This window comes from Escherichia sp. MOD1-EC6021, assembly GCF_002965245.1.
GTDB lineage: Bacteria > Pseudomonadota > Gammaproteobacteria > Enterobacterales > Enterobacteriaceae > Escherichia > Escherichia coli_F.
In genome coordinates, this window is sequence record NZ_PTRU01000043.1 from 1 (window position 1) to 26,064 (window position 26,064).

Consider the following 26,064-nt stretch of genomic DNA (forward strand, 5'->3'; position numbering starts at 1 on the left):
AAATGATTTTTTTAAATGGATTTTATATTCAACTTTTGTTGCAGTTCTATCAGCTTTGTTATGGTTATTGTTTTATAAAATTATGAGGCTAATGAGTGACAAAATTTATTAAATTTTTTATGCGTAAATTGTAACTTTTATATTGCATACTGGTATATTTTAAAGGTTTTCATACAAGCCGCTACTTATATGCGGTAACCCCCTGACAGGAGTAAACAATGTCAAAGCAACAGATCGGCGTCGTCGGTATGGCAGTGATGGGGCGCAACCTTGCGCTCAACATCGAAAGCCGTGGTTATACCGTCTCTATTTTCAACCGTTCCCGTGAAAAGACGGAAGAAGTGATTGCCGAAAATCCAGGCAAGAAACTGGTTCCTTACTATACGGTGAAAGAGTTTGTTGAATCTCTGGAAACGCCTCGTCGCATCCTGTTAATGGTGAAAGCAGGTGCAGGCACGGATGCTGCTATTGATTCCCTCAAACCATATCTCGATAAAGGCGACATCATCATTGATGGTGGTAACACCTTCTTCCAGGACACCATTCGTCGTAACCGTGAGCTTTCTGCCGAAGGCTTTAACTTCATTGGTACCGGTGTCTCCGGTGGTGAAGAAGGCGCGCTGAAAGGACCTTCCATCATGCCTGGTGGGCAGAAAGAAGCCTATGAACTGGTTGCGCCGATCCTGACCAAAATCGCCGCAGTGGCTGAAGACGGCGAGCCATGCGTTACCTATATTGGTGCCGATGGTGCAGGTCACTATGTGAAGATGGTTCACAACGGTATTGAATACGGCGATATGCAGCTGATTGCTGAAGCCTATTCTCTGCTTAAAGGTGGCCTGAACTTCACCAACGAAGAACTGGCGCAGACCTTTACCGAGTGGAATAACGGTGAACTGAGCAGCTACCTGATCGACATCACCAAAGACATCTTTACTAAAAAAGATGAAGACGGTAACTACCTGGTTGATGTGATCCTGGATGAAGCGGCTAACAAAGGTACCGGTAAATGGACCAGCCAGAGCGCGCTGGATCTCGGTGAACCACTGTCGCTTATTACCGAGTCTGTGTTTGCACGATACATCTCTTCTCTGAAAGATCAGCGCGTTGCCGCGTCTAAAGTTCTCTCTGGCCCGCAAGCGCAGCCAGCTGGCGACAAGGCTGAGTTCATCGAAAAAGTTCGTCGTGCTCTGTATCTGGGCAAAATCGTTTCTTACGCCCAAGGCTTCTCTCAGCTGCGTGCTGCGTCTGAAGAGTACAACTGGGATCTGAACTACGGCGAAATCGCGAAGATTTTCCGTGCTGGCTGCATCATCCGTGCGCAGTTCCTGCAGAAAATCACTGATGCATATGCCGAAAATCCGCAGATCGCTAACCTGCTGCTGGCTCCGTACTTCAAGCAAATTGCCGATGACTACCAGCAGGCGCTGCGTGATGTCGTTGCTTATGCAGTACAGAACGGTATCCCTGTTCCTACCTTCGCTGCTGCGGTTGCCTATTACGACAGCTACCGCGCCGCTGTTCTGCCTGCGAACCTGATCCAGGCACAGCGTGACTATTTTGGTGCGCATACTTATAAGCGTATTGATAAAGAAGGCGTGTTCCATACCGAATGGCTGGATTAATCTGATTTAACCAACAATAAGATTGAGGCCCGGCGTATATTGCACCGGGCTTTTTTTTGCCAAACATCTTATAGACTAAATTTCACTGCTTAATATTAACTTAATAAATATCAGCTATTCTTATAAAGAAAATCTGAATTGTTTTTCGTTGCGTTGACCATCTGACAACGTAGCGTTAAAACTTTTAACTCTTATCAGGATGCTAAAAACATCATGATTCACAGTTAAGTTAATTCTGAGAGCATGAAATGAAAATTACCATTTCCGGTACTGGCTATGTAGGCTTGTCAAACGGGCTTCTAATCGCACAAAATCATGAGGTTGTGGCATTAGATATTTTACCGTCACGCGTTGCTATGCTGAATGATCGGATATCTCCTATTGTTGATAAGGAAATTCAGCAGTTTTTGCAATCAGATAAAATACACTTTAATGCCACATTAGATAAAAATGAAGCCTACCGGGATGCTGATTATGTCATCATCGCCACTCCAACCGACTATGATCCTAAAACTAATTATTTCAATACATCCAGTGTAGAATCAGTAATTAAAGACGTAGTTGAGATAAATCCTTATGCGGTTATGGTGATCAAATCAACGGTTCCCGTTGGTTTTACCGCAGCGATGCATAAGAAATATCGCACTGAAAATATTATATTCTCCCCGGAATTTCTCCGTGAGGGTAAAGCCCTTTACGATAATCTCCATCCTTCACGTATTGTCATCGGTGAGCGTTCAGAACGCGCAGAACGTTTTGCTGCTCTGTTACAGGAAGGAGCGATTAAGCAAAATATCCCGACCCTGTTTACCGACTCCACTGAAGCAGAAGCGATTAAACTTTTTGCAAACACCTTCCTGGCGATGCGCGTGGCGTACTTTAACGAACTGGATAGCTATGCAGAAAGTTTAGGTCTGAATTCCCGTCAAATAATCGAAGGCGTTTGTCTCGACCCACGTATTGGCAACCATTACAACAATCCGTCGTTTGGTTATGGTGGTTATTGTCTGCCGAAAGATACCAAGCAGTTACTGGCGAACTACCAGTCTGTGCCGAATAACCTGATCTCGGCAATTGTCGATGCTAACCGCACGCGTAAAGATTTTATTGCCGATGCCATTTTGTCACGCAAGCCGCAAGTGGTGGGTATTTATCGTCTGATTATGAAGAGCGGTTCAGACAACTTCCGCGCGTCTTCCATTCAGGGGATTATGAAACGTATCAAGGCGAAAGGCGTTGAAGTGATCATTTACGAGCCGGTGATGAAAGAAGACTCATTCTTCAACTCTCGCCTGGAACGCGATCTCGCCATCTTCAAACGACAAGCCGACGTCATTATTTCCAACCGTATGGCAGAAGAGCTTAAAGATGTGGCAGATAAGGTCTACACCCGCGATCTCTTTGGCAGCGACTAACATCCTGTTATCAGGGCTATTTACGCCCTGATTGTCTTTTGTTACTTGCGTAACAATTCATTATTTTTATCAATTATCCTATAGCATTCATGAGGATTATCGCTAAACTATGCGGACTTGGAAATTTCCGTCAGTTAGGGTAATGATGAGAGTAGAAAATAATAATGTTTCTGGGCAAAACCATGACCCGGAACAGATTGATTTGATTGATTTACTAGTGCAGTTGTGGCGTGGCAAGATGACAATCATCATTTCCGTCATTGTGGCTATTGCCCTGGCTATTGGATATTTGGCAGTAGCGAAGGAGAAATGGACGTCAACAGCAATTATCACTCAGCCCGATGTGGGGCAAATTGCTGGCTATAACAATGCCATGAATGTTATCTATGGTCAGGCTGCACCGAAAGTATCGGATTTGCAGGAGACGTTAATTGGTCGCTTCAGTTCTGCCTTCTCTGCATTAGCAGAAACGCTGGATAATCAGGAAGAACCAGAAAAACTTACCATCGAACCTTCTGTTAAGAACCAGCAATTACCATTGACCGTTTCTTATGTTGGGCAAACTGCAGAGGGCGCACAAATGAAGTTGGCCCAATACATTCAGCAAGTTGACGATAAAGTGAATCAAGAGTTAGAAAAGGATCTCAAGGACAACATTGCTCTGGGACGGAAAAACTTGCAGGACTCTTTAAGAACTCAGGAAGTAGTCGCGCAAGAGCAGAAAGATCTGCGTATCCGTCAGATTCAGGAAGCGTTGCAGTATGCGAATCAGGCGCAGGTGACAAAACCGCAAATTCAACAGACTGGCGAAGATATCACGCAAGATACGTTGTTCCTTTTGGGGAGCGAAGCGCTGGAGTCGATGATTAAGCATGAGGCGACCCGTCCGTTGGTGTTCTCACCAAACTACTATCAGACTCGTCAAAACCTGCTGGATATCGAAAGCTTAAAAGTTGATGATCTTGATATTCATGCTTACCGTTATGTGATGAAACCGACGTTACCTATTCGTCGCGATAGTCCGAAAAAGGCAATTACATTGATTCTGGCAGTGCTGCTGGGCGGCATGGTTGGCGCGGGGATTGTGTTGGGGCGTAACGCTCTACGCAATTACAACGCGAAGTAATCTTTGCAGTTTTAAAGAAAAAGGGCAGGGTGGTGACACCTTGCCCGTTTTTTTGCCGGATGCGACAACAATATCGCATCCGCTTACCCCGCAACTCACTGATGTCGTTTACGCAGGTTCTCAATTACCGTCGTGAAATCCAGATCCTGATCCTGTAACAGCACCAGCAGGTGATACATCAAATCAGAGGCTTCGTTGGTTAATTCGAAGCGGTCATTGACCGTCGCGGCCAGCGCAGTTTCCACGCCTTCTTCACCCACTTTCTGTGCGATGCGCTTGGTGCCACTGGCATACAGTTTGGCTGTGTAGGAGGTTTCTGGATCGGCAGATTTGCGTTCGGCGAGCAGTTGTTCCAGTTGATACAGAAACAGCCACTGGTGAGCGGTGTCGCCGAAGCAGCTGCTGGTGCCTTTGTGGCAGGTTGGGCCGATGGGATTCGCCAGTACCAGTAGCGTGTCGTTGTCGCAGTCCGGCGCAATATTTACTACGTTGAGGAAACTGCCCGACGTTTCGCCTTTGGTCCACAGTCGCTGTTTAGTGCGCGAGAAGAAGGTGACTTTGCCGCTTTCGATGGTTTTATCTAAGGCTTCCGGGTTCATATAGCCCAGCATTAACACTTCACCGGATACCGCGTGTTGCACAATCACCGGCATAAGTCCGTCGGTTTTTTCCCAGTCCAGTTCGCGGCGTTGTTGTTCTGTTAACATATCCTGATCTCCACGCCCTGTGTTGCCAGGTACGCTTTTAATTCACCAATATTGATTATTTGTTTGTGGAATACGGAAGCTGCCAGCGCGCCGTCAACGTCGGCATCGCGGAAGGCTTCGAGAAAGTGTTCCATGGTGCCTGCGCCACCGGAGGCAATGAGCGGGACGTGGCAAACTTCACGCACTTTTTTCAGCTGTTCGAGATCGTAACCGTTACGCACGCCGTCCTGATTCATCATGTTGAGGACGATTTCTCCGGCACCGCGTTTTTGCACTTCCTGTACCCAGTCGAGAGTTTCCCACTGAGTAACGCGGGTGCGGCTTTCATCGCCGGTATATTGATTCACATGATATTTACCGGTTTCGGCGTCGTACCAGGTATCAATGCCGACCACAATACACTGCACGCCAAAGCGATCCGCCAGGCGAGTAATTAACGTCGGGTCCGCCAGCGCAGGCGAGTTGATGGAAATTTTATCCGCGCCAAAGGAAAGAATTTTCGCGGCATCTTCCAGAGACTTAATCCCACCCGCCACACAGAACGGAATGTCGATCACTTCCGCCACGCGAGATACCCAGCTTTTATCTACCACACGGCCATCGCTGGAAGCGGTGATATCGTAGAACACCAGTTCGTCTGCACCTTCTTCGGCGTAGCGTTTTGCCAGCGGTACAATATCGCCAATGATTTCATGGTTGCGAAACTGTACGCCTTTCACCACCTGACCATCACGAACGTCGAGACACGGAATTATGCGTTTTGCCAGCATGCGATGGCCTCCTTCACGGTGAATTTACCTTCCAGTAATGCCCGACCAACTATTACGCCGCGCACGCCAGTACCACGTAGAGCAGCAACATCATCAATGTCGCCAATACCGCCGGAGGACTGAAATGCCACCTGCGGATATCTGGCGCACACTTCTTCATATAAAGAGACGTTAGAACCTGCCAGCGTGCCGTCGCGCGAGATATCGGTACACAACACATGTTTCAGGCCGACGGGCAGATAGGTTTCCACCAGTTGTTCCAGCGAAACGCCTGAGTTCTCTTGCCAGCCGCTGACTGCCACCTGCTTGTTGCCTTGCTCGTCGATACGGACATCCAGCGCCAGCACTAAGGCATCGGCACCAAAACGTTCAAACCAGCCTTTCACCATTTCTGGTGATTTCACCGCGGTGGAGCCAACCACCACGCGCGCAACGCCCGCTTCCAGTAACGCCGCCACGTCTTCTTCGCTACGCACGCCGCCGCCAACCTGCACCGGAACGTTAACGCCCGCCACCAGGGTTTTAATCAGCGGGATTTGACGTTTTGCTGGATCTTTTGCCCCGGTCAGATCCACCAGGTGCAGCACTTCGGCACCTTGTGCGGCATAATCCTGTAAGCGCGGCAGCGGGTCGTTACCGTAATCGCGCTGTTTGCCGTAATCGCCCTGATGGAGACGCACCACGGTGCCGTCGATTAAATCTAATGCCGGAATAATCATCACATCTCCAGGAAATTTTTCAGCAACTTAGCGCCAGCGGCACCAGAACGCTCCGGGTGGAACTGCACGCCGTAGAAGTTATCTTTTTGTACCGCCGCGGTGAACGGTTCGCCGTAATTACACTGGGCGATGGTCCACGGATTAACTGGCATTGCGTAGCTGTGAACAAAGTAAAAGTACGCGCCGTCTTCAATCCCCTGAAACAGGCGGTTGCCTGCCTGCGGATATACGCGGTTCCAGCCCATATGTGGCAGTGGCAGACCAAAGTCGGTCATTTTCGGCACGTCTTCGTCGATGATGCCCAGCAAGTCGACGCCGTTGCTCTCTTCGCTGCGCCGCCCCAGAAGTTGCATCCCTAAGCAGATGCCCAGCACCGGTTGGGTACAGGCTTTGATGAGATCAAACAGCTCGCGCTCACGCACCTGATCCATCGCTGCTTGTGCGGTGCCAACGCCGGGTAAAAACAGTTTATCGGCCAGCAACACCACGTCCGGGTCACGGCTGACTTTGGGTTCATAACCGTGACGCGCAATGGCTGACTTCACCGAGTTCAAATTGGCGCAGCCAGTATCAAGGATCACCACGTTCATTACAGCACTCCTTTCGACGAGGGCAGGGTGTCGCCTTCCACGCGGATGGCCTGGCGCAGGGTGCGACCAAAGGCTTTGAACAGGCTCTCTACACGGTGATGATCGTTTTTACCTTTGGTTTTCAGGTGTAGCGTCACGCCCATAGAGTAAGAGAGCGAACGGAAGAAGTGCTCGATCATTTCAGTGCTGAGATCGCCCACGCGCTGGTAGGTAAATTCGGCTTTATATTCCAGGTGCGGGCGACCAGAGATATCCAGTGCGCAGCGGGCAAGGCATTCGTCCATCGGCAGCACAAAACCAAAGCGGCAAATACCGCGTTTGTCGCCGAGGGCAATTTTTAACGCTTCCCCCAGCGCCAGGCCGGTATCTTCGACGGTGTGGTGATCGTCGATATAGAGGTCGCCTTTGACATTGATTTCCATGCGGAAACCGCCGTGGGTGGCGATCTGATCCAGCATGTGATCAAAGAAGCCAACGCCGGTGTTAATCTTGCTGCCACCTTCGCGATCCAGCCACACCTGGACGTCAATCTGCGTCTCTTTGGTGTTGCGCACTACATGGGCGTAACGGTCTCGTTTAGTGAATTGCTCGCCAATCATTGGCCAGTTCAGGGTTTCGCGGTCGTAGCGTAAACCATTAATGCCCATGTTTTCCGCCAGTTGAATGTCGGTCGCGCGATCCCCAATTACATAACTGTTGGCACGATCCATCGCTTGCTCAGCCAGATAACCCTCCACCAGTTTTACTTTCGGTTTACGGCAGTCGCACTCATCGGCGGGCAGGTGCGGGCAAATCAGCACTTCATCAAACTGCACGCCTTGCGAGGTGAAGATCTGCATCATCAGGTTGTGCGGGCCATCGAAATCCGCCTGCGGGAAACTTTGTGTTCCAAGACCATCCTGATTAGTGATCATCACCAGTTTGTAGCCCGCTTTTTGCAGCTTCAGCAGTTCCGGGATCACGCCCGGTTCAAAGGCGAGTTTGTCAAAACGATCCACCTGAAAATCACTCGGCGGTTCGCTAATCAGGGTTCCATCGCGATCGATAAAAAGATACTTCTGACTCATCAAACTTGCTCCGCACGTAAGGCGTCAATGACGCGCTGGCTTTCTTCACGGGTTCCGACGGTAATTCGCAGGCAGCCGCTTAAAGAGGGTTGTTTATTCTGATCACGTAAGATAATGCCCTGATCCCACAAAGATTTAAACACTGCACTGGAGGCTTTAAAGCGCGCCAGAATGTAGTTGGTTTCAGAGTCAAAAACCTGCTCCACGCAGGAGATTTCTTTCAATGCGGCAATCAGATATTCGCGTTCTGCAATAATTTGCGCCACCCGTTCGCGCATGGCGACGCTCCCCTGCGGGCTTAACGCCTGGGCCGCAATGTCGGCGACCGGCGTCGAGAGCGGGTAGGGGGCGATCACTTTCATCAGCAGGTTGATGACTTCTTCGTTTGCCAGCGTAAATCCGCAACGAAGGCCCGCCAGAGCAAAAGCTTTCGACAGTGTGCGCAAAATAGCCAGGTGCGGATATTCCGCCAGCCAGCCAGCCAGCGATGCCTGTGGACAAAACTCTATATAGGCTTCATCGGCAACCACAATCGCCTTACCGCGCGTTAACTCCAGCAGGGTGCGAAAATCCTGCGGGTTGATCAGTTGCCCGGTCGGGTTGTTGGGGCTGCAAACATAGACCACTTTTACGCCGTCCAGCTTGTCGGAAATGCCCTGTAAGTCCAGTTGCCAGTTGTCCAGCGTCGGCACTGTGCGGCACTCGACGCCAATCGTTTCGGCGCTGACGCTGTACATGCCGTACGTTGGCGGGCAGTAGAGGATGGCGTCTTTACCCGGTTCGCAAAAAGCGCGAATCAGCAGTTCAATACCTTCGTCCGCGCCACGGCTGACCAGCACCTGCTCCGGTTTTACGCCTGCATATTGCGCGTAATTTTCAATCACCGCTTTCGGCTGGCATTCCGGGTAGCGGTTGAGCGTTTGCTGAGTAAGCTGAAACTCCACGGCAGTGGGGTATTCGTTGGCGTTCAGCCAGACATCGCCGTTACCGCCCAGACGACGCGCTGACTGATACGGCGTCAGGTTGCGGACGTTTTCACGCGCTAAATCGGTAATAGTCACGGTGCTCATGCTTGCTCCTTAAGGGCGTTAACACGCAAAGTAACGGCATTTTTATGGGCGGTCAGGCGCTCGGCGGAGGCCAGTGTTTCAATGGTCGAAGCCAGCGCGGAAAAGCCTTCTTTCGAGAGTTCCTGCACGGTCATGCGCTTCTGGAAATCTGCCAGCCCGAGGCTGGAACAGGTGGCGGTGTAACCGTAAGTCGGTAGAACATGGTTAGTGCCGGAGGCATAGTCGCCTGCCGATTCCGGTGACCAGTCACCAAGAAATACCGAACCGGCGCTGGTGATGCCATCGACCAGTTCGCGGGCGTTGCGGGTCTGAATGATCAGGTGCTCCGGGCCGTACTGGTTGGAAATCTCTACGCACTGCGCTAAATCTTTAGTCACGATCAGGCGGCTGGCGCTCAGTGCCTGGCGGGCGGTTTCGGCACGCGGCAGTTCTGCCAGTTGGCGTTCGACGGCCTCGGCAACTTGATGCGCCATATCAGCATCGGGCGTCAGTAAAATCACCTGTGAGTCCGGGCCGTGTTCAGCCTGAGAAAGCAAATCAGAAGCCACGAAATCCGGCGTAGCGCCGCTGTCAGCAATCACCAGCACTTCCGACGGGCCTGCGGGCATATCGATCGCCGCACCGTCCAGACGCTGGCTCACCTGACGTTTCGCTTCGGTGACAAAGGCGTTACCCGGCCCGAAGATTTTGTCCACTTTCGGCACAGATTCCGTACCAAACGCCAGCGCGGCAATGGCCTGTGCGCCGCCGACGTTAAACACGTCCTGCACACCGCACAGCTGCGCCGCATAAAGGATCTCATCGGCAATCGGCGGCGGTGAGCACAACACCACTTTTTTACAGCCCGCAATACGCGCCGGAGTTGCCAGCATTAATACCGTTGAGAAGAGCGGGGCGGAGCCGCCAGGAATATACAACCCAACTGAAGCGACCGGGCGCGTGACCTGCTGGCAACGCACGCCTGGCTGCGTTTCTACATCTACCGGCGGCAGTTTTTGCGCAGTGTGGAAGGTTTCAATATTCTTTACTGCCACCGCCATCGCCTGTTTTAGCTCGTCGCTCAGGCGTTCGCTAGCGGCGGCAATTTCCTCAGCAGACACCTTCAGTGCGGTAACCGTGGTTTTATCAAACTTCGCGCTGTATTCCCGCAGGGCCTCATTGCCGCGTGCTTTCACGTTATCGAGAATATCGTTAACAGTGCGGGTAATGCTTTCAGAAGCGGAGATCGCCGGGCGCATTAACAGCTGGCGTTGTTGCTCCGCAGTACAGCTATTCCAGTCAATGATTGTGTTAAAGCTCATGGCGATCACTCCATCATCTTCTCAATCGGCAGGACCAGGATTGAACTGGCACCCAGCGCTTTCAGTTTTTCCATCGTTTCCCAGAACAGGGTTTCGCTACTGACCATGTGCATCGCTACGCGTTGTTGGTCACCCGCCAGCGGCAGAATGGTTGGGCGTTCGGCACCTGGCAGCAGGGCGATGACTTCATCCAGACGTTCGGTCGGTGCGTGCATCATGATGTATTTTGATTCGCGCGCCTGGATCACACCCTGAATACGGGTCAGCAGTTTGTCGATCAGTTGCTGTTTGGATTCTTCCATTTCGCCATCGCGCTGGATCAGGCAGGCTTTCGAGCGGTAGATAACTTCGACTTCACGCAGGCCGTTTGCTTCCAGCGTGGCACCGGTGGAAACCAGATCGCAAATCGCATCCGCCAGTCCGGCACGCGGGGCGACTTCAACAGAACCGTTCAGTAAGCAGGATTTAAAAGAGATGCCTTTCTGGTCGAGATAACGCTTGAGCAGGTGAGGATAAGAGGTGGCGATACGTTTACCATTTAAGGAGAGCGGGCCGTCCCAGGCTTCATCAACCGGCGTTGCCAGCGAAAGGCGGCAGCCGCCGAAATCCAGTCGACGCAGGGTAAAGTAGCGCGGATCTTCACCCTGGGCGCGGCGGTTAAGCAGTTCTTCTTCCAGCACGTTTTCGCCGATAATTCCAAGGTCTACCACGCCGTCCATTACCAGACCGGGAATGTCGTCGTCACGCACGCGCAGAATATCAATCGGCATGTTTTCTGCCATCGCGATCAGGCGCTGGGTGTGAAGATTGATTTTAATGCCACAGCGCGCCAGCAATTCGCGTGAGTCATCACTTAAACGGCCGGATTTCTGCATAGCTATGCGTAAACGAGTGTTGTCTGTCATTTTCTTATTCCTCTTTAAACCTGTCTGAACCGTTATCAACCGCGCAATAAAAAAGCCCCCGGAAGGTGATCTTCCGGGGGCTTTCTCATGCGTTCATGCACCACTGGAAGATCTGAATGTCTTCCAGCACACATCGCCTGAAAGACTAGTCAGGATGATGGTGATGATGGTGGTGTTTAAATTGAACGCGTGTCATAAAAGTCTCTGTGAATGTTTATTCAACTGATGTCTTTTAACCTAAACCACTTTCACGTTAGAAAGCAAGGGCTTTTTTATATATTTTATGGCGATGGATTTGTTTAATGAATGAGCGGGGAAAGGAGGGCGCTAAGAGGACTGTCCTCTAACCTGACGGTACCCAAAATAGCGAAGCCTAGATTTTTCGTCTCACTGACAATGTCTTGATCTACAAACTAATTAATAAATAGTGAATCAACGTCTATCATTGTACAATAAGCTGTACAAAAGAGGAGATTGACATGCGTACAATTAGTTACAGCGAAGCGCGTCAGAATTTGTCGGCAACAATGATGAAAGCCGTTGAAGATCATGCCCCGATCCTTATTACTCGTCAGAATGGAGAGGCTTGTGTTCTGATGTCACTCGAAGAATACAACTCGCTGGAAGAGACGGCTTATCTACTGCGTTCCCCCGCTAACGCCCGGAGATTGATGGACTCAATCGATAGCCTGAAATCAGGCAAAGGAACGGAAAAGGACATTATTGAGTGAAACTAATCTGGTCTGAGGAATCATGGGATGATTATCTGTACTGGCAGGAAACAGATAAGCGAATTGTTAAAAAGATCAATGAACTTATCAAAGATACCCGCAGAACACCATTTGAAGGTAAGGGGAAACCAGAACCCCTGAAACATAATTTGTCAGGTTTCTGGTCCCGACGCATTACAGAGGAGCACCGTCTGGTATACGCGGTTACTGATGATTCACTGCTCATTGCAGCATGTCGTTATCATTATTGAACAGATTCATTCATAGAATGAATTGTCAGTTTTGATACGCTAGCGTAGCCTTATAGATCTAAGGTGTATCAGGAGATAACGGATGAAAAAGGTCGCAATTGTCGGGTTAGGGTGGTTAGGCATGCCGCTGGCGATGTCACTTTCAGCGCGAGGCTGGCAAGTCACCGGGAGTAAAACCACACAAGATGGTGTCGAAGCGGCCCGAATGAGTGGCATTGATAGCTATCTGCTTCGCATGGAGCCTGAGTTAGTTTGCGATTCTGACGATCTGGATGCCCTGATGGATGCCGATGCGCTGGTCATTACGCTTCCGGCACGTCGTAGCGGCCCCGGCGATGAGTTCTATTTACAAGCGGTACAAGAGTTAGTGGATAGCGCGCTGGCCCATCGTATTCCCCGCATTATTTTTACCAGCTCGACATCTGTCTATGGCGACGCGCAAGGCACGGTGAAAGAAACCACCCCGCGTAATCCGGTGACCAACAGTGGACGAGTATTAGAAGAACTCGAAGACTGGCTGCACAATTTACCCGGTACTTCGGTCGATATTCTGCGTCTTGCGGGCCTGGTCGGACCGGGACGTCATCCCGGACGCTTCTTTGCCGGAAAAACCGCCCCTGATGGTGAACATGGTGTTAATTTAGTCCATTTAGAAGATGTTATTGGCGCTATCACTCTGTTGTTACAGGCACCTAAAGGCGGACACATCTATAATATATGTGCGCCAGCTCACCCTGCGCGTAATGTTTTCTATCCGCAGATGGCCCGTTTATTGGGGCTGGAACCTCCGCAGTTCAGAAATAGTCTGGACAGCGGCAAAGGTAAGATTATTGATGGCAGTCGGATTTGTAATGAACTGGGATTTGAATACCAGTATCCCGATCCGCTGGTAATGCCGCTGGAGTAAACGATCACGCCAGCAGGACGCCGCATATACTGCAAGGGGGCGTGTATGAAACCACTGCTGGATGTGTTGATGATCCTCGATGCCTTAGAAAAAGAAGGCAGTTTTGCGGCGGCGTCGGCCAAACTCTACAAGACGCCGTCCGCTCTGAGTTACACCGTTCACAAGCTGGAAAGCGACCTTAATATTCAATTGCTTGATCGCAGCGGACACCGCGCTAAATTCACCCGCACCGGAAAAATGTTATTAGAGAAAGGGCGGGAAGTTCTGCATACCGTGCGAGAACTGGAAAAGCAGGCGATCAAACTGCATGAAGGCTGGGAAAACGAGCTGGTGATTGGCGTGGACGACACCTTCCCTTTTTCTCTGCTTGCGCCACTCATTGAGGCTTTTTATCAACATCATAGCGTGACGCGCCTGAAGTTTATCAATGGTGTACTCGGTGGTTCATGGGATGCCCTGACTCAGGGGCGAGCGGATATTATTGTTGGCGCGATGCATGAGCCACCATCTTCCAGTGAGTTTGGTTTCTCTCGGTTGGGCGATCTGGAACAAGTCTTTGCGGTCGCGCCTCATCATCCGTTAGCCCTGGAAGAAGAACCGTTAAACCGTCGTATCATTAAACGATATCGGGCGATTGTGGTGGGGGACACTGCACAGGCCGGCGCTTCTACGGCCTCACAACTTCTCGACGAACAAGAAGCTATTACCGTTTTCGATTTTAAAACCAAGCTGGAGCTGCAAATTAGCGGCCTCGGCTGCGGCTATTTACCCCGTTATCTGGCGCAACGTTTTCTCGATAGTGGTGCGTTAATCGAGAAGAAAGTGGTCGCCCAAACCCTCTTTGAACCCGTCTGGATTGGCTGGAATGAACAGACCGCGGGGCTTGCCAGTGGTTGGTGGCGGGACGAAATTTTAGCAAATAGTGCGATCGCCGGTGTTTATGCAAAATCTGATGACGGAAAATCAGCCATTTAAAGAAAAATTATTATGACAAGCCTCTCATTCTCTTGTCATTTCCCCCCCATTTAGGCACAATGCGCCGCTGTCAAAAAATGACTAAAAACCGACGTTTCATCAGCGTCGGTTATTTTTTGCTTCAAACCAATCATTCATACCAAGAGGCCGGGCTTCGTACCGGATAGATATTTACTAAAAATCGACAGTTGTTGTCGCTGAGGAATCCAAAAAAATGGGGCAATTTTTTGCTTACGCGACGGTTATCACCGTAAAGGAGAATGACCATGTCGCATAACGTTACTCCAAACACCTCTCGCGTGGAATTGCGTAAAACGCTTACGTTAGTTCCGGTTGTAATGATGGGTCTTGCCTATATGCAGCCGATGACGCTGTTTGATACTTTTGGTATCGTTTCAGGCCTCACGGATGGTCATGTGCCGACAGCCTATGCGTTCGCATTGATTGCGATCCTGTTTACGGCTCTGAGCTACGGGAAGCTGGTTCGCCGCTATCCTTCTGCTGGCTCTGCATACACTTACGCCCAGAAATCCATTAGCCCGACTGTCGGCTTTATGGTGGGTTGGTCTTCTCTGCTCGACTATCTGTTCGCGCCGATGATCAACATTCTGCTGGCGAAAATCTATTTTGAAGCTCTGGTGCCTTCCATCCCATCGTGGATGTTTGTGGTGGCGCTGGTGGCCTTTATGACCGCCTTTAACCTGCGTAGTCTGAAATCCGTAGCGAACTTCAACACTGTAATCGTCGTGTTGCAGGTAGTGCTGATCGCGGTGATTCTGGGCATGGTTGTTTATGGCGTATTTGAAGGTGAAGGCGCTGGTACGCTGGCGAGCACTCGTCCGTTCTGGTCTGGCGATGCGCATGTTATCCCGATGATTACCGGGGCGACAATCCTGTGCTTCTCCTTTACCGGCTTTGACGGCATCAGCAACCTGTCGGAAGAAACCAAAGATGCAGAGCGCGTGATCCCGCGTGCGATTTTCCTGACCGCGCTGATTGGCGGCATGATCTTCATCTTTGCAACTTACTTCCTGCAGCTGTACTTCCCGGATATCTCTCGCTTTAAAGATCCGGATGCGTCACAGCCTGAAATCATGCTGTATGTTGCAGGTAAAGCATTCCAGGTTGGTGCGCTGATCTTCTCCACCATTACCGTACTGGCGTCCGGTATGGCGGCGCATGCAGGCGTTGCGCGTCTGATGTACGTAATGGGGCGTGACGGCGTATTCCCGAAAAGCTTCTTCGGTTATGTACACCCGAAATGGCGTACTCCGGCGATGAACATCATCCTGGTTGGCGCGATTGCCTTGCTGGCAATCAACTTCGACCTGGTAATGGCTACAGCGCTGATCAACTTTGGTGCGTTGGTGGCGTTCACCTTCGTTAACCTGTCGGTCATCTCGCAGTTCTGGATCCGTGAGAAGCGTAACAAGACGCTGAAAGATCACTTCCAGTATCTGTTCCTGCCGATGTGTGGTGCGCTGACCGTTGGTGCGCTGTGGGTTAACCTGGAAGAAAGCTCAATGGTTCTGGGTCTGATCTGGGCGGCTATCGGTCTGATTTACCTGGCTTGCGTCACCAAGAGTTTCCGTAACCCGGTTCCGCAGTACGAAGACGTAGCGTAATCATCTTTTGTAATAATAAACCGGAGTCGAATGAATATTGGGCTCCGGTTTTTTTATTCTTTTTTATCGACATCCTCATTAATAACCATTTGTTCTAATTTAGAGAATTTGGTTATTGGTCTGCATTCCACCAGTCATGAATAATTTCCCTATTAACATTCATCTGGTTAATTAATTTATGTTTTCAATGATATTAAGCGGGCTAATTTGTGGTGCTCTGCTGGGATTTGTCATGCAGCGTGGGCGTTTTTGCCTGACAGGTGGTTTTCGCGATATGTATATCGCGAAAAATAATCGCATGTTTTACGCCTTGCTGATTGCAATTTCGGTACAAAGCGTGGGGGTTTTTGCGTTAATTCAGGCGGGCCTACTGACTTACGAAGCCGGGGCGTTCCCGTGGCTTGGTACTGTTATAGGTGGGTATCTTTTCGGGCTGGGAATTGTTCTGGCGGGTGGATGTGCCACCGGGACCTGGTATCGCGCGGGTGAGGGATTGATCGGCAGTTGGATCGCGCTTTTCACTTATATGGTGATGAGTGCGGTGATGCGTTCTCCACACGCCAGTGGTTTAAATCAAACCTTGCAGCACTACAGTACTGAACATAACTCTATTGCTGAGACTTTTAATTTGTCTGTGTGGCCGTTGGTTACCGTTTTGCTGGTGATAACGCTCTGGGTGGTGATGAAAGAGTTGAAGAAGCCAAAACTCAAAGTCGCGACCTTACCGCCGCGCCGAACCGGGATCGCTCATATTCTGTTTGAAAAACGCTGGCATCCCTTTGTCACTGCTGTACTCATCGGTTTGATTGCGCTTTTAGCCTGGCCCCTGAGTGAAGCAACCGGACGCATGTTTGGGTTAGGAATCACTTCCCCAACGGCCAATATTCTGCAATTTCTGGTCGCGGGTGACGTGAAATACATTAACTGGGGCGTTTTCCTGGTGTTAGGGATCTTCGTGGGGTCATTTATTGCAGCCAAAGCGAGCCGTGAGTTCCGCGTTCGCGCAGCTGATGCACAAACAACATTACGTAGCGGGTTAGGTGGTGTACTGATGGGCTTCGGTGCCAGTATTGCAGGTGGTTGCTCTATCGGTAATGGACTGGTTATGACTGCAATGATGACCTGGCAGGGCTGGATTGGCCTTGTATTTATGATTCTCGGAGTCTGGACTGCGTCCTGGCTTGTGTATGTTCGACCGCAGCGTAAGGCGCGACTGGCAACTGCTGCGGCAAATTAAGTAAGGTGTAAAGATGGCGATTAAAAAGCTGGATGTGGTGACGCAGGTCTGTCCGTTTCCACTCATAGAAGCAAAAGCAGCACTGGCAGAAATGGCCAGCGGCGATGAGTTGGTAATTGAGTTTGATTGCACCCAGGCAACAGAAGCAATCCCACAATGGGCGGCAGAAGAAGGACATGCCATCACCGATTATCAGCAGATTGGCGATGCTGCGTGGAGCATCACCGTTCAAAAAGCCTGACCCAACATTGTCCTCCGCCGTATCAGCGGCGGAGGCTTCAAACTAGACGATCTCTTCCGCGTACTGCCAAAGCGCTTTTAACAGCGCCACTTTTTCTTTATCGTCGGCATACTGCTGCGCCAGCATCTGAATCTCTTCTGCATAGCCTTGTAAAAACTCGGGTGTGAATACCTGGCGGCGGTGCTCCAGCCAGCGTTGCTGCTCGGCATAATCCAGCGTCCCCGGGAAGTTGCGCGCCCGATAATTGAACAACAGTTTTTCAATTCGTTTATCAACAAAAGTGATATCCAGTGCCGGTAAATTACGTGGCTCGGTTTCCAGCACAATTTTCATTGCTGCGCGATCGGCGTCACTGAAAAAGCCGTTATAAAGCTGTGCATCCACGTTATCTGAAGGCGTAAACGGTTCGGCTTCCGCGAATATCGCCACCACTTTTTCGCGCACTTGCGGATTTTCACGCAGAATTTTTAGGTTATCGAGGCAATGCTGACGATTAATTCCCAGTCGGTCGGCATCTTCCGGGCGTAGCGTATTCGCCTGGGCCAGCACCGGACATTTATTGATATGCACCAGCTTAACCGGAACGGCGGCGTTATCGCCAAGATCGGTTTTTGCGGTATATAAACGCTCGCGCAATGTGTCGCTATCCAGTTCCAGTAATGGCGAAATGTCTCCTGCCAAATCCACCATAATTACGGCATTGCGATTTTCTGGATGCCACGCCAGCGGTGCCACCCAGCTGGTATTGCCGCGCCATGCCCCAAACATTCCGGAAACGTGAACCAGGGGTTTCATCTGCGGAACATCAATCAACGCCATCAGTTTGTGTTTATTACGATGGGTAAAGAGATAATCAAACAGGCGTGGCTGACGCGTTTTTACCAGTTTCGCCATCGCAATAGTGGCGTACACATCAGCCATCGCATCGTGGGCGTTGCTATGTTCAATACCATTCGCTTTGGTTAAATGCTCAAGGCGAAAGCTCGGTAGACCGTCATCATTTTCAGGCCAGTTTATTCCTTCCGGGCGCAGGGCATAACAGGCACGCATAACATCCAGTAAATCCCAGCGCGAGTTATCATGCTGCCAGCTCCAGGCGTAAGGATCGTAGAAATTACGATAAAAAACGTTGCGTGTGACTTCGTCGTCGAAACGCACATTGTTGTAGCCCAGAATACAGGTCTTCGGTACGGTAAAAAGCGAGTGAATACGGGCGGCAAACGTGGCTTCGTTTTCTCCTTTCGCCCGTGCTTCCTGCGGGGTAATACCGGTAATTAATACTGCTCCAGGCTGGGGTAAATAGTCATCCGCGGGCTTGCAGTAAAAGACTTCGGGTTCGCCGATGACATTGAATTCGTTATCAGTGCGAATGGCTGCGAACTGTGCAGGGCGATCTAACGCGGGGTGCGTTCCAAAGGTTTCGTAATCGTGAAACAAAAAGGTAGATTGTTGCTTACCGTCATTCATCATTAGGTTAAATCCGTTATTTCTGCTGCCTGCCAGAGTATCAAATATCACCGTGCTAATCAGCTTTAGCGCGACAATTTGGCAGCGAGTGACAACAGATCATGTCAGATAAAAATGAGATAGTAGTCACATTTTCTTGCACTTTATTCCAGCCAGTTCATAAGTATTTCCGTAAAAAGAACAGCTATTTGAAACACCTGAGGGTTTGCTGTTGAAACGCCGTCTTATTATTGCTGCTTCTTTGTTCGTTTTTAATTTATCGTCTGGTTTTGCGGCGGAAAACATTCCTTTTTCACCTCAGCCTCCAGAGATTCATGCCGGGTCCTGGGTATTGATGGATTACACCACCGGTCAGATTCTCACCGCGGGTAATGAGCATCAACAGCGCAATCCCGCCAGCCTGACAAAGCTGATGACGGGCTATGTCGTGGATCGCGCTATCGATAGTCATCGCATTACGCCAGACGATATTGTCACCGTGGGGCGTGATGCGTGGGCGAAAGATAATCCGGTGTTTGTCGGTTCTTCACTGATGTTTTTGAAAGAGGGCGATCGCGTATCGGTACGTGATTTAAGCCGAGGTTTAATTGTGGATTCCGGAAATGACGCGTGTGTTGCTCTGGCTGACTATATTGCCGGTGGGCAACGGCAGTTTGTTGAAATGATGAACAACTATGCCGAGAAGCTGCATCTCAAGGATACGCATTTTGAAACAGTGCATGGTCTGGATGCACCTGGCCAGCATAGCTCGGCTTATGATTTAGCCGTGCTTTCTCGCGCTATCATCCACGGCGAGCCCGAGTTTTATCATATGTACAGTGAGAAAAGCCTCACCTGGAACGGTATCACCCAGCAAAACCGTAACGGGTTATTGTGGGATAAGACCATGAATGTTGACGGCCTGAAAACGGGCCATACTTCTGGTGCCGGGTTTAATCTTATTGCTTCGGCTGTAGACGGGCAGCGTCGCCTCATTGCAGTGGTAATGGGTGCTGACAGCGCAAAAGGTCGTGAGGAAGAGGCAAAAAAATTACTGCGTTGGGGGCAACAAAACTTTACTACGGTGCAAATTTTGCACCGTAGGAAAAAGGTCGGTACGGAACGCATCTGGTATGGTGATAAAGAAAATATCGCCCTGGGAACGGAACAAGAGTTCTGGATGGTGCTACCGAAAGCCGAAATTCCACATATCAAAGCCAAATATACCCTTAATGGTAAAGAGCTCACCGCGCCAATTAGCGCCCATCAGCGGGTAGGGGAAATTGAACTTTACGACCGTGATAAACAGGTGGCGCACTGGCCGCTGGTTACCCTGGAATCTGTCGGGGAAGGCAGCATGTTTTCTCGCCTGAGTGATTATTTCCACCATAAGGCCTGACCTTTCTTTTGCAGCAGACTGGCAGGAGTGCGAGTCTGCTCGCATAATCAACACTCATTCCTTGTGGTTTTAATATTGCAACTATACTGTATATAAAAACAGTAATAATGGAGGCGTCATGAACTACGAGATTAAGCAGGAAGATAAACGTACCGTTGCAGGTTTCCATCTCGTTGGCCCGTGGGAACAGACGGTAAAGAAAGGTTTTGAGCAGTTGATGATGTGGGTAGATAGCAAAAATATTGTGCCGAAGGAGTGGGTTGCTGTCTATTACGACAATCCGGATGAAACACCCGCCGAAAAATTACGCTGCGACACCGTCGTGACGGTACCGAATAACTTTACGCTCCCCGAAAACAGTGAGGGCGTCATTCTGACAGAAATTTCAGGTGGTCAATATGCGGTGGCGGTGGCTCGTGTAGTCGGTGATGATTTTGCTAAACCCTGGTATCAGTTCTTTAATAGCCTCTTGCAGGACAGTGCTTATGAAATGTTACCAAAGCCCTGCTTCGAGGTTTACTTGAACAATGGCGCGGAAGATGGGTACTGGGATATCGAAATGTATGTTGCGGTGCAGCCAAAACATCACTAATTCATCTCAGGGCGGTGTGTTGACGCGAAGACCACTCTTTTTTTGAAAGCGAAAAGAGTAAGATGCGCCTTTCAATTTTTTCGCTCCTGCCGGGAAATTACACTGTTCCCGGTTTGTCCGTCGGATAATTCAGAGGCGCGCCTTCTGGCCGACAGATGAGTTATGAGCGCTTTTAATCTTCATTACGGAGTTTCTGCGTGCGTGCCGATAAGTCATTAAGCCCGTTTGAAATCCGGGTATACCGCCATTACCGCATTGTGCATGGTACTCGGGTCGCGCTGGCATTCCTGCTCACTTTTCTCATTATCCGCCTGTTTACTATCCCGGAAAGCACCTGGCCGCTGGTCACCATGGTGGTGATTATGGGGCCAATCTCGTTCTGGGGGAACGTTGTCCCTCGCGCATTCGAACGTATTGGCGGTACGGTGTTGGGGTCGATTTTAGGTCTTATCGCTCTGCAACTGGAGTTAATCTCGTTACCGCTGATGTTAGTCTGGTGCGCGGCGGCTATGTTTCTTTGCGGTTGGCTGGCGCTGGGCAAGAAACCGTATCAAGGTTTATTGATTGGGGTGACGCTGGCAATTGTTGTTGGTTCCCCGACAGGTGAAATTAATACGGCGTTATGGCGAAGCGGCGATGTGATCCTCGGCTCTTTACTGGCAATGTTGTTTACCGGTATCTGGCCACAACGGGCGTTCATCCACTGGCGCATTCAACTGGCAAAAAGTCTGACCGAGTATAATCGGGTCTATCAATCTGCATTCTCACCGAACTTACTCGAACGCCCGCGTCTGGAAAGCCATCTACAAAAACTCCTGACCGATGCCGTGAAAATGCGTGGGCTGATTGCGCCCGCCAGCAAAGAAACCCGTATTCCAAAATCGATATATGAAGGTATCCAGACCATTAATCGCAATCTGGTTTGTATGCTGGAGTTGCAAATCAATGCATACTGGGCCACGCGCCCCAGCCATTTCGTGTTATTGAACGCGCAAAAACTTCGTGATACCCAGCATATGATGCAGCAAATACTGCTGAGCCTTGTTCATGCGCTGTACGAAGGTAATCCGCAGCCGGTTTTTGCCAATACGGAAAAATTGAACGATGCTGTGGAAGAGCTGCGTCAGTTGCTGAATAACCACCATGACCTGAAGGTTGTGGAAACACCAATCTATGGTTATGTGTGGCTGAACATGGAAACGGCACATCAGCTTGAGTTGCTATCGAATCTGATTTGCCGGGCCTTGCGCAAATAATTCCTGAACTTCAGAATCATCTTGCTGCTGCTTCGATTCAGCAAGGATAAAGGGTATGATAGTGAAAAGGGATAAAAGCATTGTCATCTGCGGCAGCTATGAGTAATGTTGGCCCTAACGAATAGCGGTTGCTTAAACGAATCCGACTCTCACATTATCAGGGGTATAAAAATGGAAACTACCAAGCCTTCATTCCAGGACGTACTGGAATTTGTTCGTCTGTTCCGTCGTAAGAACAAACTGCAACGTGAAATTCAGGACGTTGAGAAAAAGATCCGTGACAACCAGAAGCGCGTCCTGTTGCTGGACAACCTGAGCGATTACATCAAGCCAGGGATGAGCGTTGAAGCAATCCAGGGCATCATCGCCAGCATGAAAGGTGACTATGAAGATCGCGTTGACGATTACATCATCAAAAATGCCGAGCTCTCCAAAGAACGCCGCGATATCTCCAAAAAGCTGAAAGCTATGGGCGAAATGAAAAACGGCGAAGCGAAGTAATTCCCGTTTTATTCAATGAGGGTTGCCCGGCAACCCTCATTGCTCATTGATTCTTATCTGTGTATCACCGTCATCATTCTCATCTGAGAACCAATCGAAATTAACAACAGCCTTCTTCTGTATGCAGCAAGGCAAAAAGTTCTGTAACTCCATTGTTATTAACTGCACTGGTTACTAACACGTTGTGCGCTCCAGCTTCCCGTAACCAACTTTTCACCAAAGATATTTGTTCCATGCTGGCTAAATCTGCTTTGGTTACTACTCCAATGACCGGGTGATTCATGGCCCGGTAGGGCGTTTTTACCTCTAATTCCTGCTTCAGCGCTGAGATTCCTGCTTGTTGCCGGAAAAGCAGGCACCTGCCGTCTGAACGGTATCGATCCGGAAGCGTATCTGCGCCATATTCTGAGCATACTGCCGGAATGGCCCTCCAACCGTGTTGACGAACTCCTGCCATGGAACGTAGTTCTCACCAATAAATAAGCGTCAATACGGTGCTCCGTTGACGCTTACTTTAATCCGTTTTCTGAGCTTAGATTTTTCTGTTCCTACCCAGACCGTGGATTTGGAATTCATTTTTTGTCAGGTCAATGCTAATCGTTAAAACGGCCATAACGCACCTCCACTGGAAGGTTTATCAGTAATATCCTACCGTTGCTTCATGGTCGGGGCGTCCATTCCATTATTATCGGTTTTCCTTTCTGTTTATAAATGAAAACGCCAGCTGTATTCAGGCTGGCGTCAGGGGAAATGAAGCCTGTTGAGTGAGATTCACCGGTTCTGGTGCAGAAGCTGCAGATGGCGCAGGGTAAGGACATCTTCTCTTGCCTGCTTAATACAGGACAACAGTGCTGTTTCTGTGGTTAATGGCACTATACCCTGCATCACTGCATTGTCTTACAGCAACTGGTGAGGGCTGGCATAAGTTGCCGGTGTTTCGGTAGAGTCACGGTCATCCACCACGCGGAGTGAATAACCTTTTTCAGCGGCCTTATTAATCAGTTCAGTGATATTAACACCATCAATGTCAACGACAATGTGCCCCATATCCAGCGCCTGTACGTTAACGCTGTCGGCTTCCAGTGTCATCATTTCGCCTCCGGATACTTACCCAGGGTAATGTTATTTACCGTTCTGTAATTGTCGCGGGTCATCAGGCCGGTCGCCCTGCGAGCCCGGAGGATATCGATGCTGTTTATTAACTGAGACCGGGTACAGGCGCTGAATCCCGGCTGGTCGGTAGCACCAGCGCGTATTTTTCCACGAGAAAGTTCACCGCATCACACAGTGAAATGCCTGCCTCAATATGCTGCTCAATCACACGTTCATCGGCAAAAGGTGTGTCATTCAGTGTGAGGCCATAGTGCTGGTCCAGCAGTCGGGACAGCAGTATCTGCCAGATTTCAACAGGAGACGGGCGAGAACTGGTCGCCTGCCCGGGTAATACAGGTAATGTTTTCATACTGAAGATTTTCCTGATATGCAGATATAAAAATGGAAAAGTGGCGTGGTGAAAACACCAGGCCGTAGCAGAAGGCTATTCTGGAGAGTTAATTTTTCATTTCGGGCGTCGGATAAACAGCCAGATAAACGTAACCACAACTGCTGAGGGTATCGGCTTTGCAGGTCAGCCCTTTTGCATACAGCGTGACGGTATGCTGATGGCGGGGATTCAGTTCACCGCTGGTGAGCATGAGTTCCAGTTGTTTCATCAGCAGCGGAAAGGCCTGGTCCAGGTGGTACGCATCTGCATCGCTGAACAGGCCTCTGATACCGGCGCGGTCGGCAAGGTAATGCAACCGGTTACCCTCCTGCACCAGACGTGCCCCGAAACAGGGCGTCACGGTGCAGGGTAGCCCCCACCAGGGGCGGTCGTGATTGTCGTCGGGAAGTGTTGTCCCGGGGAGTGTGTCTGACACGATAAAATCCTTACAGAAAATCGGCTAAGAATGGTCCGGTAGTGGCGATAATTCTGCTCATCAGAATTCCCACTCAGTTCAGGGTGACGCTCATCAGCCGGACATACGGACCAAAACTGTCCTTACGGCGTTCAGCAAACACGGCCAGCACACCGGGAATATCCTGCACTTCACGACCGGTATACGCTTCAGCACTGCCGTGCCAGCGGTATTTACCGGTACAGAACGGAAAAAGACGGGATGTCGGATGTTGTTGGTGAATACGCATGGCTTCACCACGGGTGATAATTTTCATAATGGGATACCTCTGAAGACAGAAGATAAAAGTGAAAACAGGTGTGATGTGGTTGTGAAGGGTTAAAGCAGACCATGTTCGGCAAAGGAGAAAACCTGGTTGCCACCGACTATCAGATGGTCCGGCACCCGGATATCCACCAGGCCCAGTGCCTGTACCAGACGTTCCGTGATAAGGCGGTCTGCCTTACTGGGTGTGACTTCACCGGAGGGGTGATTGTGTGCCAGCACCACGGCAGCGGCATTGTGGTACAGGGCGCGTTTAATCACTTCCCGGGGATGGACTTCCGTGCGGTTGATGGTGCCGGTAAAGAGGGTTTCACCGGCAATCAGTTGATTCTGGTTATTCAGATACAGCACCCGGAATTCTTCACGCTCCAGTCCCGCCATGTTCAGAATCAGCCATTCCCGTGCTGCACGGGTGGAGGTGAAGGCCACGCCGGGTTCATGAAGATGGCGGTCCAGGGTTTTCAGGGCCCGTTGAATGAGGCTGCGCTCGCCGGGCGTCATCTCTCCGGGCAGAAAGGAAAGTTGTTGCATTGTGCTTCTCTCCATTCAGTCGATGATGCGCATAATGGCGCTGCATTCCGGATGCTGCAGGGCGTAATCCCGCAACCGGTAATAATGGACCGTCATGGCATAATTCTCCGTACGACAGGCATGATGACTGTACGTCATCAGACAGGCGGCAATACCGGCGGCTTCCGGGCTCATTTCTGCGCGGTTACCGTTCATGGCATTGAACAGTACCCATGTTTCGTCATCATCGTCATCCGGTTCGGGTGCCATAAATGCCCCGCCGTTGTTCAGGGTGTACAGATTCCAGATACCACCGCAGTAGTCTTCGCACAGACGGTCCATCCAGCCGAAGACACGGGGCTCCAGGGTCACCCACTGTGGAATGAGGCCAATATGCTGCGGCCAGAAGCTGATGCGCTGTTCATCAGGGACGAGGCTGGCAACCAACTGAGGCGGATTATTCTCTGGTGTTGTAGCTGAATAAATTGTGGGGGTATTCTGAGAAACGGTTTTCATGAGATAACTCCTTAAATAACAAATAAATGTGTGTTTTTCAGGAACGAAAGCTGAATGATTCCCTCACTCAGGGAAACGGCATCAGCGCAGGCTCTCCAGCATCGTTTCTGCCATCACCCACAATGCGCGATTGAGCTTAATGTCGGTATCAATGCTGTGAATGGCCCGGGTATGGATACGTTTTCCTTTTGCACTGCGACCGGAAATCCCGCCTTTCAGCATATTCTCCTGGATGGTCTGATATGCGCTCCACAGGTCCTTACCGTAATCCTCCCGGCGTCGCGGCGTCAGAATGTCGGCGGTGGTGACGGGCTGATGTTCGTCACCATAACGGTAAGTCAGTGCCGCCTGTGCCAGCGC

32 protein-coding genes, 3 pseudogenes and 1 other annotated feature are annotated in these 26,064 nt (G+C 50.2%); of the genes and pseudogenes, 16 read left to right on the top strand and 19 right to left on the bottom strand.

Annotated features, from left to right (window positions below; all coding sequences use genetic code 11):
- Positions 1-218 precede the first annotated feature (218 nt).
- From gndA to wzzB, 3 genes are all read left to right on the top strand, one after another.
- The gene (gene gndA, locus BEB54_RS25470) at positions 219-1,625 is read left to right on the top strand and encodes an NADP-dependent phosphogluconate dehydrogenase (protein WP_021554458.1); all 1,407 of its coding nucleotides are present in this window, start codon (positions 219-221) and stop codon (positions 1,623-1,625) included.
- A 248-nt stretch (positions 1,626-1,873) separates the two neighbouring features.
- Positions 1,874-3,040: a UDP-glucose 6-dehydrogenase gene (gene ugd, locus BEB54_RS25475; protein ID WP_021554457.1), complete on the top strand. Its 1,167-nt coding sequence runs from the start codon at positions 1,874-1,876 to the stop codon at positions 3,038-3,040.
- Between the two features lie 145 nt (positions 3,041-3,185).
- Entirely contained in the window at positions 3,186-4,166 is a 981-nt protein-coding gene (gene wzzB, locus BEB54_RS25480; RefSeq protein ID WP_001350693.1) for an LPS O-antigen chain length determinant protein WzzB, read from the top strand.
- 95 nt (positions 4,167-4,261) lie between these two features.
- Here the strand turns inward: wzzB and hisIE are convergent, their stop codons facing one another.
- From hisIE to hisL, 9 genes are all read right to left on the bottom strand, one after another.
- The gene (gene hisIE / locus BEB54_RS25485; RefSeq protein WP_021554456.1) at positions 4,262-4,873 is read right to left on the bottom strand and encodes a bifunctional phosphoribosyl-AMP cyclohydrolase/phosphoribosyl-ATP diphosphatase HisIE; all 612 of its coding nucleotides are present in this window, start codon (positions 4,871-4,873) and stop codon (positions 4,262-4,264) included.
- A complete protein-coding gene (gene hisF, locus BEB54_RS25490) occupies positions 4,867-5,643 on the bottom strand; it encodes an imidazole glycerol phosphate synthase subunit HisF (protein WP_000880182.1) in 777 nt (258 codons plus the stop codon). Before hisF ends, hisIE begins: the two co-directional genes overlap by 7 nt.
- Positions 5,625-6,362, bottom strand: a complete 738-nt coding sequence (gene hisA / locus BEB54_RS25495) for a 1-(5-phosphoribosyl)-5-[(5-phosphoribosylamino)methylideneamino]imidazole-4-carboxamide isomerase (protein ID WP_000586445.1) — start codon at positions 6,360-6,362, stop codon at positions 5,625-5,627. The genes hisF and hisA overlap by 19 nt, the downstream gene beginning before the upstream one ends.
- The gene (gene hisH, locus BEB54_RS25500; RefSeq protein WP_001103560.1) at positions 6,362-6,952 is read right to left on the bottom strand and encodes an imidazole glycerol phosphate synthase subunit HisH; all 591 of its coding nucleotides are present in this window, start codon (positions 6,950-6,952) and stop codon (positions 6,362-6,364) included. Before hisH ends, hisA begins: the two co-directional genes overlap by 1 nt.
- Positions 6,952-8,019 (bottom strand): bifunctional histidinol-phosphatase/imidazoleglycerol-phosphate dehydratase HisB, encoded by a 1,068-nt coding sequence (hisB, locus tag BEB54_RS25505; RefSeq protein ID WP_105282312.1) that lies wholly within the window; start codon positions 8,017-8,019, stop codon positions 6,952-6,954. Before hisB ends, hisH begins: the two co-directional genes overlap by 1 nt.
- Positions 8,019-9,089, bottom strand: coding sequence for a histidinol-phosphate transaminase (gene hisC, locus BEB54_RS25510; RefSeq protein ID WP_000108952.1), 1,071 nt, complete (start codon positions 9,087-9,089; stop codon positions 8,019-8,021). Before hisC ends, hisB begins: the two co-directional genes overlap by 1 nt.
- A complete protein-coding gene (gene hisD / locus BEB54_RS25515; protein WP_001403116.1) occupies positions 9,086-10,390 on the bottom strand; it encodes a histidinol dehydrogenase in 1,305 nt (434 codons plus the stop codon). The genes hisC and hisD overlap by 4 nt, the downstream gene beginning before the upstream one ends.
- A 5-nt stretch (positions 10,391-10,395) precedes the next feature.
- The gene (hisG, locus tag BEB54_RS25520) at positions 10,396-11,295 is read right to left on the bottom strand and encodes an ATP phosphoribosyltransferase (RefSeq protein WP_000131782.1); all 900 of its coding nucleotides are present in this window, start codon (positions 11,293-11,295) and stop codon (positions 10,396-10,398) included.
- Positions 11,296-11,341: 46 nt separating this feature from the next.
- Positions 11,342-11,465: a sequence feature (His leader region), on the bottom strand.
- Positions 11,441-11,491 carry a his operon leader peptide gene (gene hisL / locus BEB54_RS25530; protein ID WP_001364200.1) on the bottom strand — a complete coding sequence of 17 codons (51 nt, stop codon included), beginning with the start codon at positions 11,489-11,491 and terminating at the stop codon, positions 11,441-11,443. Its footprint overlaps the feature before it by 25 nt.
- Before the next feature lie 283 nt (positions 11,492-11,774).
- On the opposite strand from hisL, the gene yefM reads away from it, so the two are divergent.
- The 8 genes from yefM to tsuB all read left to right on the top strand — a co-directional run bounded on the left by yefM (position 11,775) and on the right by tsuB (position 17,262).
- A complete protein-coding gene (gene yefM / locus BEB54_RS25535; protein WP_001259255.1) occupies positions 11,775-12,026 on the top strand; it encodes a YoeB-YefM toxin-antitoxin system antitoxin YefM in 252 nt (83 codons plus the stop codon).
- Entirely contained in the window at positions 12,023-12,277 is a 255-nt protein-coding gene (gene yoeB, locus BEB54_RS25540) for a type II toxin-antitoxin system mRNA interferase toxin YoeB (RefSeq protein WP_000767829.1), read from the top strand. The genes yefM and yoeB overlap by 4 nt, the downstream gene beginning before the upstream one ends.
- A gap of 82 nt (positions 12,278-12,359) precedes the next feature.
- Positions 12,360-13,184, top strand: a complete 825-nt coding sequence (locus BEB54_RS25545; protein ID WP_000754737.1) for an SDR family oxidoreductase — start codon at positions 12,360-12,362, stop codon at positions 13,182-13,184.
- 45 nt (positions 13,185-13,229) lie between these two features.
- Positions 13,230-14,159, top strand: a complete 930-nt coding sequence (locus tag BEB54_RS25550) for a LysR substrate-binding domain-containing protein (RefSeq protein ID WP_000803351.1) — start codon at positions 13,230-13,232, stop codon at positions 14,157-14,159.
- 214 nt (positions 14,160-14,373) lie between these two features.
- Positions 14,374-14,436, top strand: a complete 63-nt coding sequence (gene yoeI, locus BEB54_RS25555) for a membrane protein YoeI (protein WP_010723108.1) — start codon at positions 14,374-14,376, stop codon at positions 14,434-14,436.
- Positions 14,426-15,784 carry a putrescine/proton symporter PlaP gene (plaP, locus tag BEB54_RS25560; protein WP_000019197.1) on the top strand — a complete coding sequence of 453 codons (1,359 nt, stop codon included), beginning with the start codon at positions 14,426-14,428 and terminating at the stop codon, positions 15,782-15,784. Before yoeI ends, plaP begins: the two co-directional genes overlap by 11 nt.
- A gap of 178 nt (positions 15,785-15,962) precedes the next feature.
- On the top strand, positions 15,963-17,021 hold the full coding sequence (gene tsuA, locus BEB54_RS25565; protein ID WP_000492321.1) for a thiosulfate utilization transporter TsuA/YeeE: 1,059 nt from the start codon (positions 15,963-15,965) through the stop codon (positions 17,019-17,021).
- 13 nt (positions 17,022-17,034) lie between these two features.
- Entirely contained in the window at positions 17,035-17,262 is a 228-nt protein-coding gene (tsuB, locus tag BEB54_RS25570; RefSeq protein WP_000985273.1) for a thiosulfate utilization sulfurtransferase TsuB/YeeD, read from the top strand.
- Positions 17,263-17,304: 42 nt separating this feature from the next.
- Here tsuB and sbcB read toward each other — a convergent pair whose 3' ends face one another.
- Positions 17,305-18,732, bottom strand: coding sequence for an exodeoxyribonuclease I (gene sbcB, locus BEB54_RS25575; RefSeq protein WP_000980570.1), 1,428 nt, complete (start codon positions 18,730-18,732; stop codon positions 17,305-17,307).
- Positions 18,733-18,940: 208 nt separating this feature from the next.
- On the opposite strand from sbcB, the gene dacD reads away from it, so the two are divergent.
- From dacD to BEB54_RS25595, 4 genes are all read left to right on the top strand, one after another.
- Positions 18,941-20,107 (top strand): serine-type D-Ala-D-Ala carboxypeptidase DacD, encoded by a 1,167-nt coding sequence (gene dacD, locus BEB54_RS25580; protein WP_001320295.1) that lies wholly within the window; start codon positions 18,941-18,943, stop codon positions 20,105-20,107.
- A 118-nt stretch (positions 20,108-20,225) separates the two neighbouring features.
- Complete coding sequence (gene sbmC, locus BEB54_RS25585; protein ID WP_001105393.1) at positions 20,226-20,699, top strand: DNA gyrase inhibitor SbmC; 474 nt, start codon at positions 20,226-20,228, stop codon at positions 20,697-20,699.
- A gap of 197 nt (positions 20,700-20,896) precedes the next feature.
- Positions 20,897-21,955, top strand: coding sequence for an FUSC family protein (locus BEB54_RS25590; RefSeq protein WP_001200905.1), 1,059 nt, complete (start codon positions 20,897-20,899; stop codon positions 21,953-21,955).
- A 171-nt stretch (positions 21,956-22,126) separates the two neighbouring features.
- Entirely contained in the window at positions 22,127-22,456 is a 330-nt protein-coding gene (locus BEB54_RS25595; RefSeq protein WP_000450409.1) for a DUF496 family protein, read from the top strand.
- Between the two features lie 100 nt (positions 22,457-22,556).
- Here BEB54_RS25595 and BEB54_RS25600 read toward each other — a convergent pair whose 3' ends face one another.
- Positions 22,557-22,739 (bottom strand): EutP/PduV family microcompartment system protein, encoded by a 183-nt coding sequence (locus BEB54_RS25600; RefSeq protein ID WP_001016348.1) that lies wholly within the window; start codon positions 22,737-22,739, stop codon positions 22,557-22,559.
- A 62-nt stretch (positions 22,740-22,801) separates the two neighbouring features.
- Here BEB54_RS25600 and BEB54_RS25605 point away from each other — a divergent pair.
- Positions 22,802-22,939: pseudogene (locus BEB54_RS25605) on the top strand (transposase domain-containing protein); the annotation flags it as partial.
- A 288-nt stretch (positions 22,940-23,227) separates the two neighbouring features.
- On the opposite strand, the pseudogene BEB54_RS29060 reads toward BEB54_RS25605, so the two are convergent.
- From BEB54_RS29060 to BEB54_RS25645, 8 genes and pseudogenes are all read right to left on the bottom strand, one after another.
- Positions 23,228-23,320 (bottom strand): annotated as a pseudogene (locus BEB54_RS29060) (DUF957 domain-containing protein); the annotation flags it as partial.
- Positions 23,321-23,353: 33 nt separating this feature from the next.
- Positions 23,354-23,548 carry a DUF5983 family protein gene (locus BEB54_RS25615; protein ID WP_000988599.1) on the bottom strand — a complete coding sequence of 65 codons (195 nt, stop codon included), beginning with the start codon at positions 23,546-23,548 and terminating at the stop codon, positions 23,354-23,356.
- Positions 23,545-23,918, bottom strand: a pseudogene (gene cbtA, locus BEB54_RS25620) (type IV toxin-antitoxin system cytoskeleton-binding toxin CbtA). The gene BEB54_RS25615 and the pseudogene cbtA overlap by 4 nt, the downstream one beginning before the upstream one ends.
- A gap of 88 nt (positions 23,919-24,006) precedes the next feature.
- Complete coding sequence (gene cbeA / locus BEB54_RS25625) at positions 24,007-24,375, bottom strand: type IV toxin-antitoxin system cytoskeleton bundling-enhancing antitoxin CbeA (RefSeq protein ID WP_001285585.1); 369 nt, start codon at positions 24,373-24,375, stop codon at positions 24,007-24,009.
- Positions 24,376-24,448: 73 nt separating this feature from the next.
- The gene (locus tag BEB54_RS25630; RefSeq protein ID WP_000692323.1) at positions 24,449-24,670 is read right to left on the bottom strand and encodes a DUF987 domain-containing protein; all 222 of its coding nucleotides are present in this window, start codon (positions 24,668-24,670) and stop codon (positions 24,449-24,451) included.
- A gap of 62 nt (positions 24,671-24,732) precedes the next feature.
- Positions 24,733-25,209 (bottom strand): JAB domain-containing protein, encoded by a 477-nt coding sequence (locus BEB54_RS25635; protein ID WP_001186773.1) that lies wholly within the window; start codon positions 25,207-25,209, stop codon positions 24,733-24,735.
- A gap of 15 nt (positions 25,210-25,224) precedes the next feature.
- The gene (locus tag BEB54_RS25640) at positions 25,225-25,704 is read right to left on the bottom strand and encodes an antirestriction protein (RefSeq protein WP_105282313.1); all 480 of its coding nucleotides are present in this window, start codon (positions 25,702-25,704) and stop codon (positions 25,225-25,227) included.
- An 81-nt stretch (positions 25,705-25,785) separates the two neighbouring features.
- Positions 25,786-26,064 (bottom strand): DUF932 domain-containing protein (locus BEB54_RS25645; RefSeq protein WP_029398148.1); only part of this gene is annotated, 279 nt, incomplete at its 5' end.

Bases quoted from the DNA above. Each gene is read 5' to 3' on its own strand.
- ugd (WP_021554457.1), top strand. From the start codon at position 1,874: ATGAAAATTACCATTTCCGGTACTGGCTATGTAGGCTTGTCAAACGGG.
- hisF (WP_000880182.1), bottom strand. From the start codon at position 5,643: ATGCTGGCAAAACGCATAATTCCGTGTCTCGACGTTCGTGATGGTCAG.
- hisD (WP_001403116.1), bottom strand. From the start codon at position 10,390: ATGAGCTTTAACACAATCATTGACTGGAATAGCTGTACTGCGGAGCAA.
- wzzB (WP_001350693.1), top strand. From the start codon at position 3,186: ATGAGAGTAGAAAATAATAATGTTTCTGGGCAAAACCATGACCCGGAA.
- hisA (WP_000586445.1), bottom strand. From the start codon at position 6,362: ATGATTATTCCGGCATTAGATTTAATCGACGGCACCGTGGTGCGTCTC.
- plaP (WP_000019197.1), top strand. From the start codon at position 14,426: ATGTCGCATAACGTTACTCCAAACACCTCTCGCGTGGAATTGCGTAAA.
- tsuA (WP_000492321.1), top strand. From the start codon at position 15,963: ATGTTTTCAATGATATTAAGCGGGCTAATTTGTGGTGCTCTGCTGGGA.
- BEB54_RS25600 (WP_001016348.1), bottom strand. From the start codon at position 22,739: ATGAATCACCCGGTCATTGGAGTAGTAACCAAAGCAGATTTAGCCAGC.
- hisIE (WP_021554456.1), bottom strand. From the start codon at position 4,873: ATGTTAACAGAACAACAACGCCGCGAACTGGACTGGGAAAAAACCGAC.
- BEB54_RS25615 (WP_000988599.1), bottom strand. From the start codon at position 23,548: ATGATGACACTGGAAGCCGACAGCGTTAACGTACAGGCGCTGGATATG.
- BEB54_RS25550 (WP_000803351.1), top strand. From the start codon at position 13,230: ATGAAACCACTGCTGGATGTGTTGATGATCCTCGATGCCTTAGAAAAA.
- gndA (WP_021554458.1), top strand. From the start codon at position 219: ATGTCAAAGCAACAGATCGGCGTCGTCGGTATGGCAGTGATGGGGCGC.
- BEB54_RS25595 (WP_000450409.1), top strand. From the start codon at position 22,127: ATGGAAACTACCAAGCCTTCATTCCAGGACGTACTGGAATTTGTTCGT.
- BEB54_RS25545 (WP_000754737.1), top strand. From the start codon at position 12,360: ATGAAAAAGGTCGCAATTGTCGGGTTAGGGTGGTTAGGCATGCCGCTG.
- hisB (WP_105282312.1), bottom strand. From the start codon at position 8,019: ATGAGTCAGAAGTATCTTTTTATCGATCGCGATGGAACCCTGATTAGC.
- hisG (WP_000131782.1), bottom strand. From the start codon at position 11,295: ATGACAGACAACACTCGTTTACGCATAGCTATGCAGAAATCCGGCCGT.
- BEB54_RS25630 (WP_000692323.1), bottom strand. From the start codon at position 24,670: ATGAAAATTATCACCCGTGGTGAAGCCATGCGTATTCACCAACAACAT.
- yefM (WP_001259255.1), top strand. From the start codon at position 11,775: ATGCGTACAATTAGTTACAGCGAAGCGCGTCAGAATTTGTCGGCAACA.
- sbcB (WP_000980570.1), bottom strand. From the start codon at position 18,732: ATGATGAATGACGGTAAGCAACAATCTACCTTTTTGTTTCACGATTAC.
- BEB54_RS25635 (WP_001186773.1), bottom strand. From the start codon at position 25,209: ATGCAACAACTTTCCTTTCTGCCCGGAGAGATGACGCCCGGCGAGCGC.
- hisC (WP_000108952.1), bottom strand. From the start codon at position 9,089: ATGAGCACCGTGACTATTACCGATTTAGCGCGTGAAAACGTCCGCAAC.
- BEB54_RS25640 (WP_105282313.1), bottom strand. From the start codon at position 25,704: ATGAAAACCGTTTCTCAGAATACCCCCACAATTTATTCAGCTACAACA.
- sbmC (WP_001105393.1), top strand. From the start codon at position 20,226: ATGAACTACGAGATTAAGCAGGAAGATAAACGTACCGTTGCAGGTTTC.
- tsuB (WP_000985273.1), top strand. From the start codon at position 17,035: ATGGCGATTAAAAAGCTGGATGTGGTGACGCAGGTCTGTCCGTTTCCA.
- hisH (WP_001103560.1), bottom strand. From the start codon at position 6,952: ATGAACGTGGTGATCCTTGATACTGGCTGCGCCAATTTGAACTCGGTG.